Source organism: Crocosphaera sp. Alani8 (assembly GCF_038442745.1).
Classification (GTDB): Bacteria; Cyanobacteriota; Cyanobacteriia; order Cyanobacteriales; family Microcystaceae; genus Crocosphaera.
The window spans coordinates 1-16,332 of sequence record NZ_JARVCN010000012.1 but is presented as its reverse complement, the minus strand read 5'-3'; the positions used below and the strand labels follow the sequence as shown (position 1 = coordinate 16,332).

Here is a 16,332-nt window from a genome sequence, read left to right as displayed (position 1 = left end):
GTTTGGCCTAAGTTTTCGCAGCGAGTGACCCCTGGCTTTTTGAGAAGATACTACTTTTCGAGGTTTTTTTCTAAACGATCAAGCTGATTTTCAAAATTTACTTTAATTTCAGTAATCGATTCTTTTTCAGGCAATTTTTCTGCTGATGAATTGAGGGATCTTCCTAAGAGGAACTGATAACCTGCTTTGCCAAAACCTCCTTTTTCGCAATCTTCGATCATTTCTAGAGCAATGGCTTTTTCCTCGGGATCTTCTGGTAATAATGCAGGGGTTGGGAAGTGTTTTTCTAAAGTTAAAAGAATTGACTTTGATTCATAAACTAATTCTCCTTCAATTTTTACTGCAGGAACTAAACCAGTAGGAACTAAATCCGTGTACCATTTGGGTTTATTTCTTAAATCAATTAATTCTACTGCAAAGGGAATTTGTTTTTCTTCTAAAGTCAACCATACTCTTTCGCAAAAGGGACACCAAGCATTAGTATCACGGTACAATAAAACTGCGGGTTTTTCTGTTTGAGTCTTGTCATTTTTATAACTGGATATGGCAACGCTAGAAGGTGTTTGTCCTGGCCTAATTTCCCATTTTACAGTGGTTTTGTTTTTAGATTTTTCTAGTAGATCATTCCAAGAGGGGATAGTTAATTGATCTGGCATGATTAATTTCCTTATCAATATGCTATTTGCAATTAATTTGTCGAGAATTTGTGAGAATTAGAGGACATAATTAGCTAATTATATCATGGTTAATTCTGATTATTGTGGTAATTTAGTTAGTAAGGTTTTTAATTTTTCTGCCACAGATTCGTGGGTGTATTCATCATTGGGATGAGGTGGTTGCCCTGGAGACTGAAAATAAGGGCGTTCATCGTACATTTTTCCCCATTGAAAATCCACTTGTCTTACTAGTTCATAAAGTAATTCAGGATTATTGAGGAACTTGTTTAACATCTGTTTTAAAGCTTGTAAAGGATTTTCTAAGTTGTTACTAACAGTTGCTTCATCTGTGCTGATCCAGGTTTGTAAAACCGCTTGTAATGCTCCAGATGAGTCTTGTAAATTAGTAGCAATAAAGATGTTAATTTCTGTAGTAGCTTGTACTAATTTGGGAACGGGAGATTCCCCTTTTAAAAAATCTCCTCCTTCTCTACCGATCGCTTCAGCTAAGGAAAATTTACGTCCTGCTAGAATTTCTCTTTGAATTGCTTTGTTTTTCGCTTCTTGTTCCTTGTCTTGCATGGGAGTTACCGTCAATAGTCCTAATCCTTTTAAAATAACAAGATTTAGAAATCAATGGCGGAGAAAAGTTAAGTTTCGTTGAATTTTGCTTCAATTGTCTTTGACCATAACCTATGATTGACTCTTAGGGAACAAGGTGATATCAGCGAAAGGAGACTGATTAGATGCCACAACAAGACTGGTTGGTTCAAGATAATGGTGAATGTTTGTCATTCCGTTCCCCTCGTCAGTGGGACTTATTAACCCCAACCACACCCTACCGACTACATCGCTTTTTGACGGAGTTGGATGATGTCGTTAACGAGGCAGAGATAACTCAGCAAGAGGAAACTGAATATTTACCTATTCTGCGGCGTTTGATGCGTAAGTTATTGCTCAATGTTTACTGGATAAGTAAAAGTGTCCCTTCTTCTTCTTCCGAAACGGGAACAGGGTTTCAATTGCTTTACGATGAACTTGGCTTTCCTTTTACCTTACAAACCGAGATTATGTTGCCAGGAAGTACCACAATTATCCATAATCATGGAACTTGGGGGGTAGTTGCGACTTTACAAGGACAACAAAAAAATGCTTTTTGGAAACCTCTTCCCATAGCTGAATACCCCCAAAATATTGAAAAGGTTGGTGAGCAAGTTTTCCAAAATGGGGATATAATTAGTTTTACAACAGGAGCTATTCATAGTGTTGAAGCTATAGGGAACGAACCGACTGTAACTTTGAATTTATATGGGGATACGAATGCTTCAAAACGTTTCAAATACGATCCTGAAACTCATAGTGCTTATCACTTTTAGGTTACTGAGTCTGTCAAATCCTCAGAAAACTGAAACAGGTGTTTCAAGAGTGATAAAATTGCCCTAGTGGGGAGATTCTTCAGTGGTTAGACGGTTGACTCTATCAATAACTAAGGGAATAGCGACAATACTAAGCTTTAGAACCCAGGGGGCGAAGATGAGGGTTAAAAGGGAGGATAATACAGCAACACATCCCATAGATACTTTAACCACATCCTCTTTCAAGCTAATACTTAAAAATGCCGACACTGAAGCAATCGCTAAAGTAATTAGAGAAATAACAAGCATCGTTAGTTTATAACCTCATAGTAAGCGTTGGCTGGAGTTTTCTTTCAGCCAGTTACTCACAGCCTACTTCGGTTTCTTCACTGCATTTATTTTGGATAATGTAGAGACGAAAGACAAAGCTTTTTTCATTACCCAATACTACACAATTTTTAACATCAGTGTCAACTGTCGGCTAGGAATTTAAAAGTATATTAAGATTTTAGTGATTATAATCTCAATATTAGAACCCCATCTGTGGTTTGGTTATCTCGAAAGAAGGCCAAACATTCTTGTCTGGAATCTGGTGAGTTTCTTTGCTTGGCAAACCCTGCATCCACAATGCCATGATTAATAAGGCTACTGTCGTCAGAACTTCCCAAAAGAGAACCGGACGAGACGGAGAGGGTGATTTAATAATTTTCCAGGAATCTCCTCGACAAACTGTATTTTTACGACTTAAAGAAGAAACATTTTGCTCTTCTATAGAGGTTGTCTTTACGGTAACTATTCGTGTTTTTTCGTGTTTTTGGGAATCATTTGGATCTCGAGAACTGCTTTGTTGTTTTTCTGAGCTATTAGCAGAAGACTGCTTTACATTAGAGCTAGTTTGTCCGTGATTCATTAGTGTTTTTCCTCGTCAATGGTAATTGTAGATAGCAAAAACTATACGTTCACGGCTTACGATGGAAATGTCTGCTATCTTCCATAGACATCAGTAATTATTCTGAATTGCTCACACCCACTATCAATAAATTCTAATGTCAGTAATGTTCATTAATTATTAGAGTTAATGTCTACTATAGCGTTTCTCGGACTCATGAGGTACACCTAACTTCTGCCTCCTGCCCCCTGCCTTCTGCCTCAAAGAGATAACTTCTGTACCTCACAAGTATGGGAACTGCTATATATCCAGTATGCCCCATATTTCCAAATAGACAACCTAAGTTTAAGAACTTAATCAAGATCATAGGAATTTTTTCTGAACCAAAAATTAAAGTATAGTTAGCTTTTTTCGGTTAAAGATAACCATTTTCTGCTAAGAATGCTAAATTCACCTCGCTTAAAGATTGCTCAGATTTGAAGTGTTTTCCTAGTAATTTAGCCACATATTTCCCTAAAATATCCCCTTCTATATTAACCAAATCTCCATTTTTAAGATAACAAAGATTGGTTTGACTGTAGGTGTGGGGAATCACTGCGGCTTTAAACCAAGTTCCCTCTCGATCACATTCTGCTACAGTTAGGCTAATACCATTGACTGCGACGCTTCCCTTAGGAATTAAATAGGGTTGAATAAAAGTTTCCCATTGTTGCCATCGTGACGAAGATGCGGTAAAAGTGATTTCCCAAGCTTTGTCAGTAGCGATCGCTTCTTTTAAACAGCCTAACCCATCTACATGACCGGTGACAAAATGACCCCCCAACTTACTGCCAACTCGCAAAGAGGGTTCTAAGTTAACATAGCCGGAGGTGGCAATTTTTTGGGTTAGAGTGGTTCGTTGTAAGGTTTCTGGGGAAGCAGTTGCCACAAACCCATCCTTGACGATCTCTTCTACAGTTAAACAAACCCCATCAACTGCGACACTATCTCCGATGGCCAAATCTGATAGAATGGGTGAGGAATGGCTGTCGGGAATCGAGAGGGTAAAGCGATCAGCTTCGAGGGGACGGATAATACCAAGACCTTGAACTAAACCAGTAAACATTAGTTAAGCTTTCCTAAAAAACATTTTCCCCTTATTCTAGACGAAAATCTTATGTACACGGGGCTTACTGTGAGTATAGCTTATTGTTAGGTTTACCCGACTGATTTACTAATACAGGATACAGTTATTGATACAAAGTCAATGATTAATTTTTACAGTCAAAATAATTGTTTTTTAAAGCAGTCCAAGAGGATAGATCAATGATTGAAATGAAAGTGGCGGGAATAGCCTTAGATGCAGTTACTCGTAGTCCTATTGTTTTGTTAAAAGACGGTTCAGAACGTCGGGCTTTACCTATTTATATTGGACAAGATCAAGCTAAATCTATTATCGGTGCCATCGAAAATCAAAAGCCCCCTCGACCTTTGACTCATGATTTAATTGCTAATTTATTTGATGCTTGGGGAATGTCTTTGGATAAGATTATCATTCATTCTCTACGTGATAACACATTTTATGCAATTCTTTGCCTAAAACAAGGGAAGACTAAAAAAGAAATTGATTGTCGTCCTAGCGATGCTATTTCTATTGCTTTACGAACCCACAGTCCTATATGGGTTATGGAGGAAGTGATTGCGGATGCTTCTATTCCTGTTGATAAGGAAGCGGATGAAGAAGAACGTCAAGCATTCCGAGATTTTGTGGAAAAGTTGAGTCCTGAAGAGTTGATTAAACGGGCAAGCTTAGAAAAAAATGATGAACAATAAAAAAGAGTTTTAAATTAGCGTTAATGCAATATCGGCGTTTTGGCAAAACTGATTTAAATTTGTCTGTTTTTTCTCTCGGAACTATGAGGTGTTTGGGGTCAGAGGAAAATTTTTATAAAACTTTAGAAACAGCTATTTCTTTAGGAATTAATCATCTGGAAACAGCGAGAGGATATGGGAAAAGTGAACAGTTTTTGGGTAATTTTTTACAGCAACAAAAGTTAGTTTCTCGAGAAAAAATTTATATTACCACTAAGTTAACACCAACTCCTGATGCCGACAAGCTGAGTAAGTGCATTGATGAGTCTCTACAACGGTTACAGGTAGATTACATCGACTGCTTGGCTATTCATGGAATCAATACTTGGGAACACCTAGAATGGACTGTTGGAGGTTTCCTGCCCCTAGAACGGGCATTAAATGAGGATAAGATAAAACATATCGGATTCTCGACTCACGGTAGTTTAGATTTGATTCTAGCAACCATAGAGACAGGGTTATTCGAGTTTGTTAATCTTCATTATTATTATTTTTTTCAACACAACTACCCTGCGATCTCCTTAGCTTCTCAGAAAGACATGGGTATCTTTATAATTTCCCCTGGGGATAAAGGGGGTTTGCTTTACACACCTTCCAGTTTACTCGAGAGATTGTGTGCGCCCTTTTCTCCACTAGAGTTAACTTATCGGTTTCTCTTGAGCGACCACCGAGTTACAACTTTAAGCACTGGTGCATCCAATCCTGATGATTTCCAATCAATAATACCACTTTTTGCACAAAATGGTCAGTTAACCCTGGAAGAAAAGAAAAAATTCAATCAACTGGAAGAACATTTTAACAAGGTTTTAGATAGTGATAAATGTAGTCAGTGTTATAAATGTTTACCTTGTCCTGAGTCCATTAATATTCCTGAGATTTTGCGCTTAAGAAATTTAACTGTTGCTTATGATATGAAAGAGTACGGACAATATCGTTATGGAATGTTAGAAAATGCCGGACATTGGTTCCCTGGAAAAAAAGGCAATCGTTGCACAGACTGCGGTGATTGTTTACCCCGATGTCCAGAGAATTTAGAAATTCCCATGCTATTAAAAGATACCCATGAGAGGTTAAAAGGAAATGCGAGAAGGCGACTATGGGAATAATTTCAACACTAATTTACTCCTGTTTGTACTTGCCATAACCCTGAAGATGACATCTATAAAAAGTTATAAATTTGCTGATTACTACTAAAATCATATAATAATAATTGACTAATAACTGTTAAGAAAATGATCAAAGAATCAACCTTCCAGCAAGCCATTGAAACTGTTGAAGCTTTGTCTCCTGAAGAACAAGCAATGTTACTGGAGATTATTCAAAATCGTCTACGAGAACAGAAAAGACAAGAATTATTAGAGAATATTAAACAATCAGAACAAGATTATGCTGAGGGTAACGTTAAGCGAGGTTCAGTCAGTGATTTGATGAAAGATTTAGAACAATGCGAGAGTTAGTTTGGAGTCCTAACTTTATCCGTCAACTTAAACGTTTAGTTCGTCAAAACCCATCAATTAAACAGACGGTTGAAGAAACATTAGAAAGATTAGGAAGCCATTGAAACCTTTGAAGCTTTATCTCTTGAAGAACAAGCAATCTAATAAATGGTCATGTTAGATTGACGATAGTAATCGCATTGTTTTTCAGTTTATAGACAATTCTGATCTAAAAACTGAAGAGATTGTTCTGTTGGCGATCGGTTCACACGATGAAGTTTACTAACAATATTTAATGATCTACTCACGCTCACTATTCACTACTAACCCCAGTTTGTACTTGCCATAAACCTGCATAAATACCTTGCTTTTCTAATAGTTGTTCGTGGGTTCCTTGTTCAACAATTTTACCAAATTCCATCACATAAATACAATCAGAATGACGAATAGTAGATAAACGATGGGCGATGGCAATAGTAGTTCTTTGGGCGGTAATTTTTTCTAAGGAACGGGCGATCGCCGCTTCGGTTTCGTTGTCTACTGCTGAGGTAGCTTCATCTAAAATTAGGATAGGAGGATCTTTTAAAATTGCCCTAGCAATTGCAATTCTTTGTCTTTGTCCCCCTGATAATTTCTGTCCCCTTTCTCCTACAATTGTATCGTAACCTTGGGGCAGTTTTTCTATGAATTCATGGGCTTCTGCTATTTTAGCCGCTTCTGTTATTTCCGGATAGCTGGCGTTAGCATTTCCGTAAGCTATGTTTTCTTTAACAGTTCCATGAAATAGGAAAACATCTTGACTAACTAAACCAATTGCTTTGCGTAAATCTCCCAAATAAACATCTTGAATATTGAGGTCATCCAGTGCGATTTCACCTTGATTAATCTCGTATAATCTTAATAGTAATTTGACTAAGGTGCTTTTTCCTGAACCTGTAGAACCTACCACACCAATGCGATGACCTGCAGGAATTTCTAAGGATAAGTTTTTGATGATAGGATAGCCTTCCTGATAAGCAAAGGTAACATTGTTAAGTTCTATTTTTCCTTTAATATTTCCTGTTACTAGGGGAAAGTTTCCAGAATGAATGGTTAGGGGTGTATCTAATAAATTCATTACCCGATTGGTGGAAGCCATCGACCTTTGATAGAGGTCTAAAGTTTGCCCTAATCTAGTTAGTGGCCAGAGTAATCGTTGGGTTAAAAATACCAAAACACTATAATTTCCTACCGCTAATTTCCCTTCCACCACTTCCATGCCACCATATAATAAAATAGCAGTAAAGCCTACTAATATAACCATCCGAATGAGGGGGACAAAGGCTGAACTTAATGCGATCGCTTTTTGATTACTTCTACGATAAGCTTGGCTTTCTTGACGCAATCTTTCTAATTCGTAAACTTCGGTTGTAAAACTTTTAATTGTGGTAATACCGCTTAAATTATTGGATAGACGACTATTTAATAAACCTACTTTTTCCCTAACATCGGCATAACGAGGGGCTAATAATTTTTAAAATGTAATCGATCCCCACAAAATAAATGGAATGGGTAACATGGCCATCCAAGCAGTTCCCGGTGTAACCACAAAAAAGATTGCACCAACGATAATAACGGTAGTCATCACCTGCAATATTTCGTTTGCACCTACATCTAGAAAATGTTCAAGTTGATTAATATCGTCATTTAAAATAGATAGGAGTAAGCCTGTGTTTCTTTCTTCAAAATAAGCTAGTTCTAACTCTTGTAAATGACCATAAGCATCCAATCTTAAATCGTGTTGAATATTTTGGGCTAAATTACGCCACAATCTTTCATAAGTGTACTGGAATAGTGATTCTAATCCCCAAACAATAATAGAGAGGAAAGATAATACAAGTAATTGAGAAAAAACATCTTTAATTCCTAACTTTCCGATAAAAGATTCTTGTTGGTTAACTACTACATCCACTGCCGCACCAATTAATATAGGGGGGGCTAAATCAAAGATTTTATTAATAATAGAACAGGTGACAGCCTGCCAAATAAGGGTATTGTAGGCTTTTCCGTACTGTAAAAGCCGTCCCATCGGATGTTTATTTTTTTTTGTGTTCTTAATTTGTGACATAATAAAGGACTCTTTATAAACTAAATATAACAGTGGGGTGAAATTGAAACACGAAGGAAGCATTTAGAATCAGTTTTTCGTCCTCTTATGTAATTGACTCAGAAATTAGCATTTTCTAAGGTTCGTAAGGTTTCATGTCTTCTACAAAGGGCATATCTTCTGGGGGTTGATAAGGAGGAAAATCATCATCGAAATCTGCTTCTGTTGGGGGTTGATAAGGAGGATTATTGTCAATTCCAGGCTGATTTTCTATAGTTTCATTGGGGTTAGCTGTTTCTACAGGTAAAATAATTTCTTGTGGTTTTTCGGGGGTGGTTATTTCTGCTGGAAGATTATTTTCTATGGGTTGATTATCAAGATTATTTTCTACAGGTATAATGATCTCTTGCTGTTGATTAAAACCATTATCATCAATAGTATTTGGTAATTCGTTATAGGGATCGAAGTTATTATATTCTTCAGTTGGATATGGTTTAAATTCATCAATTCTAGTGGTGTCCTCGGGTATTTCAGGGATTGATAAACCTGGAGGGGGAAGAGTCTCTAATTTTCGTTCAGCAGGATAAGGAAATAACGCTAAAAATTGCTCTTGTCTTTGCAGTTTAGATTCTGGTGCATAATTCCACAAACTATCATAAAAAAAGAAAGAAACCCCCAAACCATGTTGTTTGGCGGCTAAAACTTTTTCTTGGATGAACTCCATTTCAATTTGTCGATTTCTTAATCCAGTTAAAATACCAACACCTGTAGGAATTTTTTTAAGAGTCTCTTTTATTTCTGGCTTTTCTATTTGTCTAACAAAACTTTGTAAGTCTGGACGATAAACCTGTACAACTATTTCATCAACTAAATCCTGTTTTACCCAGTTAAACCAATCTTGCAAATGTCCTTGATAAGCAGTGTCATAAGGATTAGGAGAAACCGAAAAAATAGCATTAGATTTTTTGGACTTTATAGCTTTATTTAATTTAGAAACGTAAGCAGTTAACTTATCAGCGCGCCATTTTAACCAGGCCGGATCTTCTGGATTTGCAGGGGGGTCTTTTTCTGTTTCTTGCTTATATAAATTAACTGTATATTGGTCGTAACCTAACTCACTAGGTAAGCTTAAATGATCGTCAAATTGAATCCCATCAACATCGTATAAGTCCATTACTTCTAACACCAAAGAAGTAATAAATTGCTGTACTTCGGGACGGAATGGGTTCAACCATACTACCTCGCCGGCTGCGCTGATGGTGGTTTGCTTTCCATCTCGCTTGTGAGTCAACCATTGAGAGTGTTTTTTAGCTAATTCTGAACTGGGTGGTGCCATAAATCCAAACTCAAACCAGGGTAACACCAATAAACCCTTAGCGTGTGCTTTGTCGATTAAATCTGTCAAGGGATCTTGTCCTTGAAACCCCCGATGGACGAAGGGTTGTATTCCTTTTTTTTCGGCGATCGCACTGGGATAGAGTGCATAACCGGAATTCCACACCACCGGATACACTGTATTGAAATTGAGACGGGATAATTGAGCGATCGCTTCTTCTAGTTTGGGTTGATCCAGTAAGGTTTCTGTGTCGTTGGTGGTTAACCAAACCCCGCGAATTTCTGTTTTAGGAGGAGAAAAGGCGAAAATAGGATGACTAAGTAATAGAGTGCTGAAAAATGTAGCTAAAAATAGTTGTAAAAAGCGAGATTTTAAAAGCGATTGCCAACTTTGATCCAAAATATCCCATCTCATAATACAAAGAATCGAGTTTGAGTAAAAATCATTTTATAGTTTAGGAATCATGATAATGCAAATAACATAATTATTACAATTTAAGTTTGTTATTGCTATTCATGGCCAAATTGGACATTTAATTAACATATAGTTTAACCGATTCGCCGAAAGGTATTTCATCTAAGTTTAATCCTCCCGAAGTAATTACCCAAAGAGTGGGTAATAATGGTTCTTCTTCAGGAAAATCTCCATAACCATCGGTTAAGTAAACACAAACTCCTTCTAAGTTAGGATCTCGATTTTCTTCTACTTTTTCAAAGAAGGGAATAAAAGAGGTTCCTCCTCCTCCTTCCGGTTTAGGAATGTTTTGATCTAAGTTAATAGAATGGGGTCCGTAAACATCAGCATCCGCATAATATAATTCACATTTCACATGAGGATATGATCCCAAAATTCCAACAACTTCGCTTAAAAAAAATTTTAATTGTTGATCCCCAATAGAACCACTGCTATCCACACAAACAAAGACTTGTACTGATTCTCCTGCTACGGTATCTAAATATAAACCACGACCAACAAAACGGCGATCGTAACCTTGAAAATCATTAGGAGTTTGTACTAAATATCGCCATAAATAACTACGCCAATCGATTTGAGATTGAGATATTTCTTGTAATTGTCTGATAATTCCTGCTGGTAATTTTCCTTGATTACTTGTTCTTTGAATTACCGCTGCTTGTTGCATGGCGTTTTGCCAATGGGATTTTAATTCTTCTTTTTGTGATTGACTTAAACTATCAAATTGATTACTTTTTTCTTTTCCTTCCTGAGAATTTTGAGAATCTTCTGAACTATCTCCTTTAGAGTCTTCGGGAGCTTCGGATAATAAGTCGGGGTTAGTTAGTTCTAGATCATGAGCTTCTTGAAGTAATAAATCGTAGATTTCTTCAACACTCATTTTTTCCCATTCTGGTTTACGAAGTCCTCCTTCTGGTAATTCAAATGAATTTTCTTCCTTGTTTGACGCATTATTTTGTTCAACGATTAACCCATTAACGACAATATCCGCAGCAATATTCCATAAACGTCCTTCTCGATGTCCTCTTCTTATGGTATGAAGTAAAGCAGCATGGAGTAATTCATGTAACAATAATCCATCTTGTTGTGGTTGGGATAAAGATAATAAAAAATCGGGGTTAAAATAGACATCTTTTCCATCCGTCGCAGCAGTAGAAATAGAAGAAGATGGTCTATAGTTGGCAAACAAAGATAGAGTAGCAAAGAAAGGGGATTTCATGCGAACCCGAAGGCGAGAAGCACTGATTATTTTGTCGATGTTTTCAGTCATTTTAGTTAGGTTGAGTTTTGAATTTTATTACTAATTTTTAGGGAATTTTTAGTCTATCAATCATAGAATTACTATTTTCTATTCATCTTTTATTCAGGATTTAAAAAGCTCTTATTCATCTGAATTTCCTTCACGATATTTTAGTCTTTCTTTAGCAGTTAAACGAACTGTGTCATTAGGATCATTAACTAATTTTTCTAAGATACTGATAGGTGTATTCTGGTTGATAGCAACCCGTTTACGAATTTTTTGACTGTGATCAAGGGATAATTTTTCTAAGATATCAATAGATATATTGTGATGACGAGTAACAGAACAACGGACAGATTCATGAGCATGAGCGGCTAATTTTTCTAAGAGATTAATCGGTATCTTTTCATTACGAGCGACATTACAAACAACATTATTATCAGCATGAGAGGCTAATTTTTCTAGAAGACTAGCGGGAGTTTTTCCATTACGAGCAACATTATAAACAACCTTTTCATCGACATCATAGGCAAGCTTTTCTAAGATATTTACAGGTGTTTTTTCATCACTGGCAACGTTATAAACAACATTTTTATCCAGATCAAATGCTAGTTTTTCTAATATAGTAACAGGGGTTTTATCATGACGAACGACACCGCAACGAACATCTTTATGGGAATCTGTGGCTAGTTTTTCTAAGATATTGACAGATGTTTTATCATCACGAACGACACTATGACGAACATCATTGTTAGGATCATCCGCTAATTTTTCTAAGAGATTAATGGGTGTTTTTTTATTACGAACAATACTACAACGAACGTCTTTATCACTATCATTAGCTAATTTTTCTAAGAGGTGAATCGGTGTTTTTTCATTAACAGCTACACTACAACGAACTTGTTTATGAAAATCAGTGGCTAATTTTTCTAAGAGACTAATAGGTAGGTTTTGTTTGTTTACTAGCCAACAACGAATATGATAATTAGGAGATTGAGCTAATATTTTTAAAAGTTCAAGAGGAGTATTAGGATTTTCTGCCAACTTTTCCATTAATCTAATGTTATAAAATAATGGATTATCATCCTCTAGTAACCAAAAATCAATAATGGGATTATTGGCCAATTCTTGAGGAAGTTGACCACCAAAATGAATTAAAATTCCTGTTGGTGTACTGGGGTTACTAACAATACCTTTCAGAATATTATAATTATCATATCTTGCTAACTTAATTAAAGTTTCTGGATAACTATTAACATTTTCAGCAACCAAATGCGCCACCTCTGCAATATTAGCTAATTCCTCTAATCTTTCAGGGGAAGTGTCTTCATTGATTGCTTCTTGTTCGAGAAGAGACAAGTTTTTATTCATTAGATATCCTATTGTACTGTAGTGGCTAATTTCTCTAATAAACTCCCAGTAGCATTGGGATTAAAAGCTACATTACGACGAACAAACGCATCAGCATCGGTGGCTAATTTCTCTAATAAACTAATAGGACTACTCTCATTATAAGCGATACTACGACGAACAACTACATCAGCATCGGTGGCTAGTTTTTCTAATAAATTAACAGGAGTATTTGTATTAGAAGCGATGCTACGACGAACAAGTAAATCAGAATCGTTTGCTAACTTTTCTAATACACTAACAGGAGTATTTTTTCTATGAGCAACTTCAAGACGAACATGAACATCAGTATCGGTGGCTAACTTTTCTAATAAATTAATAGGAGTATTCTCACCAGAAGCAAGCTCACGACGAACATCTTTATGAGAATCAGTGGCTAATTTTTCCAATAAATTAACAGGAGTATTCACACTAGCAGCCACTTCTCGACGAACATTTACATCAGAATCTGTAGCAAATTTCTCTAATAAACTAACAGAAATTTTCTCATTAAAAGCAACACTGCAACGAACAGATACATCAGAATCCGTAGCTAATTTTTCTAATAAACTAACAGGAGTATTTTTATTAGAAACTACCTGACGACGCACATCTTTATGAGTATCACTGGCTAATTTTTCTAACAAATTAACAGGAATATTTCGACTAGAAGCCACCTGACGACGCACATCTTTATGAGCATCACTGGCTAGTTTCTCTAGTAAATTAATAGGCGTGTTGCCATTTGAGGCGACTTCACGACGAACTCGATAATCAAGAGACTGAATTAATATTTTTAATAAGTCAATAGGTGTATCAGGATTTCTAGCTAACTTGGCTGTTAATTGATTGTAAGAATATAAAGGATTATCATCTTCTAGTAACCAAAGATCAATGATGGGATTTTTAACTAATTCTTGAGGATATTCATCACCTAATTTGATTAAAATTTCTGTTGGTGTACTAGGATTACTAACAAGAGCTTTTAGAATATTATCACTGGCATTTTCTGCTAACTTTGTTAAAGTCTCTGGAGAACTATTAACATTTTCAGCAACTGAACTCGCCAATTCTGGAATATTAGCTAATTCCTCTAATCTTTCAGGGAAAGTGTTTTCGTCAATGGTTTCTTGTTGTACGGTCAAAAGGTTATTATTCATTTGAATTTTCCTTACGAGATTTTAGTTTTTTTTTGCAACCGAACTAACTAATTTCTGAGGGTCATTAGCTAATTTTTCTAATAATTTGATAGGCGTATTCTTATTACGAGCTACAGCACAGCGAATATTGTCAATGGGATCAGTTGCTAATTGTTCTAATAAATTAACAGGAGTATTGGGACTTTTAGCTACCTCAATACGAACATCATGATTAGAATCAGTGGCTAATTGTTCTAACAAACTAACAGGAGTATTGGGACTTTTAGCTACCTCCTGACGAACCTTCTTATCAGAATCAGTGGCTAATTGTTCTAATAAACTAACAGGAGTATTATCGTTTTCAGCTACCCCCTGACGAACCTTCTTATCAGAATCAGTGGCTAATTGTTCTAATAAACTAACAGGAGTATTATCGTTTTCAGCTACCCCCTGACGAACCTTCTTATCAGAATCAGTGGCTAATTGTTCTAATAAACTAATAGGAATCTTGGTATTTTTAGCTACCTCACTACGAACTAGATAGTCAGGAGATTGAGCTAATATTTTTAATAAGTTAATGGGAGTATTCGGATTTTTAGCTAACAATTCCGTTAATTTATTGCGCTCAAATAAAGGATTATTATCTTCTAGTAACCAAAGATCAATAATGGGATTGTTCGCTAGTTCTTGAGGAAATTTATCACCTAATTTAATTAAAATTTCTGTTGGTGTATTCGCATTGCTCACAATAGCTTTCAGAATATTTTCATTATCATGTGCTGCTAATTTTGTTAAAGTTTCTGGGGAAGTATTAATATTTTGAGCAACTAAATGAGCTAATTCTGGAATATTCGCTAACGTATCTAATCTTTTCGGTGAAGTATTTTCATTAGTTGCTTCGTTTTTTAGAACAGAAAAATTTTTATTCATAATTCCTTCAATATTGATCATGATTACTTCAAAGGCTTAATATTATTAAGCCCCCACAGACTTTGCTATTACGACACTCCTATTAATTCCTTATAGTCTTGGAAGAATTCCTTGAATTTAGGATCTTTTTGAATTAACTGGGCTAATTTTCCAAGCTGTTTTTTAGCCCTCATTTGACCAATTAAATCAGTTGCGTAGAGTTGTACCCATTCAGCAGTGGCTTTATCGGTTAACCAGCGAAACCCATTGTAAGCTTCGTTAATATTTTCTGCTCTCACAGTTAAACCAATGGTAGTGGCATAGCGCACAGAAGGTTCAGAAGAGAAAGTGATATTTTCACCATTTCCTGTTAATATTTCCCTGAGATTGGGCAAATTATCATATAAACTCACAAAAGCATTAAACTCGGCTGTGGCGGCTTCCCCCACTGCCGAGGTAATATCTAAGTTAACCTGGTAGAGAGAACTAGCCATTTCCCAAGAACGAGGGGAAGGCCAAGCAGGGTTTTGAGGGTCAAGATAGTGCAGTAAATTAGTTCGATAGGATAAAAAGGCGATAATTTGTTCATGAAAGCTATTTAATAACGCATAAGACTTAAAACTCTCAAAATCTACTTCTACATTCAGATGTAAAAAACGATTCGCCAAAGGAGAAGGCATAGCAAACACAGAAGCGCGATCTTCTTTGCGGTTTCCAGCCGCCCAGATAAACCAACCTTCCGGCACTCGGTAAGCCCCTACTTGTCTGTCCAAAATTAACTGTTGCGCTACCCCTTGCATTGCCGGAGGTGCCATATTAAGCTCATCTAAAAAGAGAATACCTTTCCCTTCTCTGGGTAAAAACTCGGGAGGATACCAAGTAGAAAGTCCTTGAGGAGAATTATCGCTTTCCGCAATAGCAACGGGTAAACCTCTCAAGTCTGTGGGAGCAAGCTGACTCAAACGTAAGTCAATAAATTCTAGTTGATTTTCCCTGGCAACTTGAGCAACAATACTGGACTTGCCAATACCAGGCGCACCCCAAATCATCGTACTGATAGGAAGATTATGGGTGACAAGGTTTTGTAGATAGGTTTTTAGGGCTGTAGGGGTCATTTGAAGGTTGCCTTAATGAGAAAATTTCTCTCTTGGTGAGTGTTCAGCAGACAAAAGTACGAAACAATAGTCAAGGAAAGAATGTGGCGTTTTCTAACAATCAATAACTATAGGAGCGAAGATTTTACTGAAATATTAAATATTCTGAGTTTTGACTTACTAATATTACCCTAACCCAGTTCGGTGCCATTTGAGGTAACACAACAGAAGTTTTTAACAATCATTAACCGTACTTATACTTAATATAAGTAAGTCTTTTGTAACAACCCTTCACAAACCGCAATAGAATTGTTAACATAGATTCATACATACAAAGGGCAAACGCCGAAAGGCAAAAAAACCCGACCATTTGAACCTAGAAAATTCAATAGGAATTATACCAAAATGACAACCACCTTACAACAACGCGAGAGCGTTTCTTTGTGGGAACAGTTTTGTCAGTGGGTGACCAGCACCA

15 protein-coding genes and 1 pseudogene are annotated in these 16,332 nt (G+C 36.4%); 4 read left to right on the top strand and 12 right to left on the bottom strand.

The genetic code is table 11. The features are described 5' to 3' along the window. Nucleotides 1-50 precede the first annotated feature (50 nt). The gene (locus tag P9B04_RS01050; RefSeq protein ID WP_342053144.1) at nucleotides 51-656 is read right to left on the bottom strand and encodes a glutathione S-transferase family protein; all 606 of its coding nucleotides are present in this window, start codon (nucleotides 654-656) and stop codon (nucleotides 51-53) included. A 99-nt stretch (nucleotides 657-755) separates the two neighbouring features. Further along, nucleotides 756-1,238: a hypothetical protein gene (locus tag P9B04_RS01045; RefSeq protein WP_342053143.1), complete on the bottom strand. Its 483-nt coding sequence runs from the start codon at nucleotides 1,236-1,238 to the stop codon at nucleotides 756-758. A 164-nt stretch (nucleotides 1,239-1,402) separates the two neighbouring features. On the opposite strand from P9B04_RS01045, the gene P9B04_RS01040 reads away from it, so the two are divergent. Then, a complete protein-coding gene (locus P9B04_RS01040) occupies nucleotides 1,403-2,032 on the top strand; it encodes a cysteine dioxygenase family protein (protein ID WP_342053142.1) in 630 nt (209 codons plus the stop codon). Nucleotides 2,033-2,095: 63 nt separating this feature from the next. Here P9B04_RS01040 and P9B04_RS01035 read toward each other — a convergent pair whose 3' ends face one another. From P9B04_RS01035 to ribE, 3 genes are all read right to left on the bottom strand, one after another. Continuing rightward, on the bottom strand, nucleotides 2,096-2,320 hold the full coding sequence (locus P9B04_RS01035; RefSeq protein ID WP_342053141.1) for a riboflavin synthase subunit alpha: 225 nt from the start codon (nucleotides 2,318-2,320) through the stop codon (nucleotides 2,096-2,098). A 220-nt stretch (nucleotides 2,321-2,540) separates the two neighbouring features. Then, the gene (locus P9B04_RS01030) at nucleotides 2,541-2,921 is read right to left on the bottom strand and encodes a hypothetical protein (protein ID WP_342053140.1); all 381 of its coding nucleotides are present in this window, start codon (nucleotides 2,919-2,921) and stop codon (nucleotides 2,541-2,543) included. A 394-nt stretch (nucleotides 2,922-3,315) separates the two neighbouring features. After that, complete coding sequence (ribE, locus tag P9B04_RS01025) at nucleotides 3,316-4,005, bottom strand: riboflavin synthase (RefSeq protein ID WP_342053139.1); 690 nt, start codon at nucleotides 4,003-4,005, stop codon at nucleotides 3,316-3,318. Between the two features lie 200 nt (nucleotides 4,006-4,205). Here ribE and P9B04_RS01020 point away from each other — a divergent pair, with 200 nt between their 5' ends. The 3 genes from P9B04_RS01020 (at nucleotide 4,206) to P9B04_RS01010 (ending at nucleotide 6,208) form a co-directional block, all read left to right on the top strand. Continuing rightward, on the top strand, nucleotides 4,206-4,712 hold the full coding sequence (locus P9B04_RS01020) for a bifunctional nuclease family protein (protein WP_342053138.1): 507 nt from the start codon (nucleotides 4,206-4,208) through the stop codon (nucleotides 4,710-4,712). A gap of 23 nt (nucleotides 4,713-4,735) precedes the next feature. After that, on the top strand, nucleotides 4,736-5,857 hold the full coding sequence (locus P9B04_RS01015; protein WP_342053137.1) for an aldo/keto reductase: 1,122 nt from the start codon (nucleotides 4,736-4,738) through the stop codon (nucleotides 5,855-5,857). 126 nt (nucleotides 5,858-5,983) lie between these two features. Further along, nucleotides 5,984-6,208 (top strand): hypothetical protein, encoded by a 225-nt coding sequence (locus P9B04_RS01010; RefSeq protein ID WP_342053136.1) that lies wholly within the window; start codon nucleotides 5,984-5,986, stop codon nucleotides 6,206-6,208. A gap of 292 nt (nucleotides 6,209-6,500) precedes the next feature. Here the strand turns inward: P9B04_RS01010 and P9B04_RS01005 are convergent. From P9B04_RS01005 to P9B04_RS00975, 7 genes and pseudogenes are all read right to left on the bottom strand, one after another. After that, nucleotides 6,501-8,294: pseudogene (locus tag P9B04_RS01005) on the bottom strand (ABC transporter ATP-binding protein). Nucleotides 8,295-8,409: 115 nt separating this feature from the next. Then, complete coding sequence (locus P9B04_RS01000; RefSeq protein WP_342053135.1) at nucleotides 8,410-10,023, bottom strand: family 10 glycosylhydrolase; 1,614 nt, start codon at nucleotides 10,021-10,023, stop codon at nucleotides 8,410-8,412. Between the two features lie 118 nt (nucleotides 10,024-10,141). Next, the gene (locus P9B04_RS00995; protein WP_342053134.1) at nucleotides 10,142-11,353 is read right to left on the bottom strand and encodes a vWA domain-containing protein; all 1,212 of its coding nucleotides are present in this window, start codon (nucleotides 11,351-11,353) and stop codon (nucleotides 10,142-10,144) included. Between the two features lie 111 nt (nucleotides 11,354-11,464). Next, entirely contained in the window at nucleotides 11,465-12,694 is a 1,230-nt protein-coding gene (locus tag P9B04_RS00990; protein ID WP_342053133.1) for a HEAT repeat domain-containing protein, read from the bottom strand. Between the two features lie 8 nt (nucleotides 12,695-12,702). After that, nucleotides 12,703-13,872 carry a HEAT repeat domain-containing protein gene (locus P9B04_RS00985; RefSeq protein WP_342053132.1) on the bottom strand — a complete coding sequence of 390 codons (1,170 nt, stop codon included), beginning with the start codon at nucleotides 13,870-13,872 and terminating at the stop codon, nucleotides 12,703-12,705. Between the two features lie 21 nt (nucleotides 13,873-13,893). Continuing rightward, nucleotides 13,894-14,802 (bottom strand): HEAT repeat domain-containing protein, encoded by a 909-nt coding sequence (locus P9B04_RS00980; RefSeq protein WP_342053131.1) that lies wholly within the window; start codon nucleotides 14,800-14,802, stop codon nucleotides 13,894-13,896. A gap of 47 nt (nucleotides 14,803-14,849) precedes the next feature. Further along, on the bottom strand, nucleotides 14,850-15,875 hold the full coding sequence (locus P9B04_RS00975) for an ATP-binding protein (RefSeq protein WP_342053130.1): 1,026 nt from the start codon (nucleotides 15,873-15,875) through the stop codon (nucleotides 14,850-14,852). Between the last annotated feature and the right edge of the window lie 457 nt (nucleotides 15,876-16,332).

Excerpts from the sequence above, each read along its gene's own strand:
- P9B04_RS00980 (WP_342053131.1), bottom strand. The coding sequence starts at position 14,802 with ATGATCAATATTGAAGGAATTATGAATAAAAATTTTTCTGTTCTAAAA.
- P9B04_RS01000 (WP_342053135.1), bottom strand. The coding sequence starts at position 10,023 with ATGAGATGGGATATTTTGGATCAAAGTTGGCAATCGCTTTTAAAATCT.
- P9B04_RS01050 (WP_342053144.1), bottom strand. The coding sequence starts at position 656 with ATGCCAGATCAATTAACTATCCCCTCTTGGAATGATCTACTAGAAAAA.
- P9B04_RS00995 (WP_342053134.1), bottom strand. The coding sequence starts at position 11,353 with ATGACTGAAAACATCGACAAAATAATCAGTGCTTCTCGCCTTCGGGTT.
- P9B04_RS00990 (WP_342053133.1), bottom strand. The coding sequence starts at position 12,694 with ATGAATAAAAACTTGTCTCTTCTCGAACAAGAAGCAATCAATGAAGAC.
- P9B04_RS01040 (WP_342053142.1), top strand. The coding sequence starts at position 1,403 with ATGCCACAACAAGACTGGTTGGTTCAAGATAATGGTGAATGTTTGTCA.
- P9B04_RS01045 (WP_342053143.1), bottom strand. The coding sequence starts at position 1,238 with ATGCAAGACAAGGAACAAGAAGCGAAAAACAAAGCAATTCAAAGAGAA.
- P9B04_RS00985 (WP_342053132.1), bottom strand. The coding sequence starts at position 13,872 with ATGAATAATAACCTTTTGACCGTACAACAAGAAACCATTGACGAAAAC.
- P9B04_RS01020 (WP_342053138.1), top strand. The coding sequence starts at position 4,206 with ATGATTGAAATGAAAGTGGCGGGAATAGCCTTAGATGCAGTTACTCGT.
- P9B04_RS00975 (WP_342053130.1), bottom strand. The coding sequence starts at position 15,875 with ATGACCCCTACAGCCCTAAAAACCTATCTACAAAACCTTGTCACCCAT.
- P9B04_RS01035 (WP_342053141.1), bottom strand. The coding sequence starts at position 2,320 with ATGCTTGTTATTTCTCTAATTACTTTAGCGATTGCTTCAGTGTCGGCA.
- P9B04_RS01030 (WP_342053140.1), bottom strand. The coding sequence starts at position 2,921 with ATGAATCACGGACAAACTAGCTCTAATGTAAAGCAGTCTTCTGCTAAT.
- P9B04_RS01010 (WP_342053136.1), top strand. The coding sequence starts at position 5,984 with ATGATCAAAGAATCAACCTTCCAGCAAGCCATTGAAACTGTTGAAGCT.
- ribE (WP_342053139.1), bottom strand. The coding sequence starts at position 4,005 with ATGTTTACTGGTTTAGTTCAAGGTCTTGGTATTATCCGTCCCCTCGAA.
- P9B04_RS01015 (WP_342053137.1), top strand. The coding sequence starts at position 4,736 with ATGCAATATCGGCGTTTTGGCAAAACTGATTTAAATTTGTCTGTTTTT.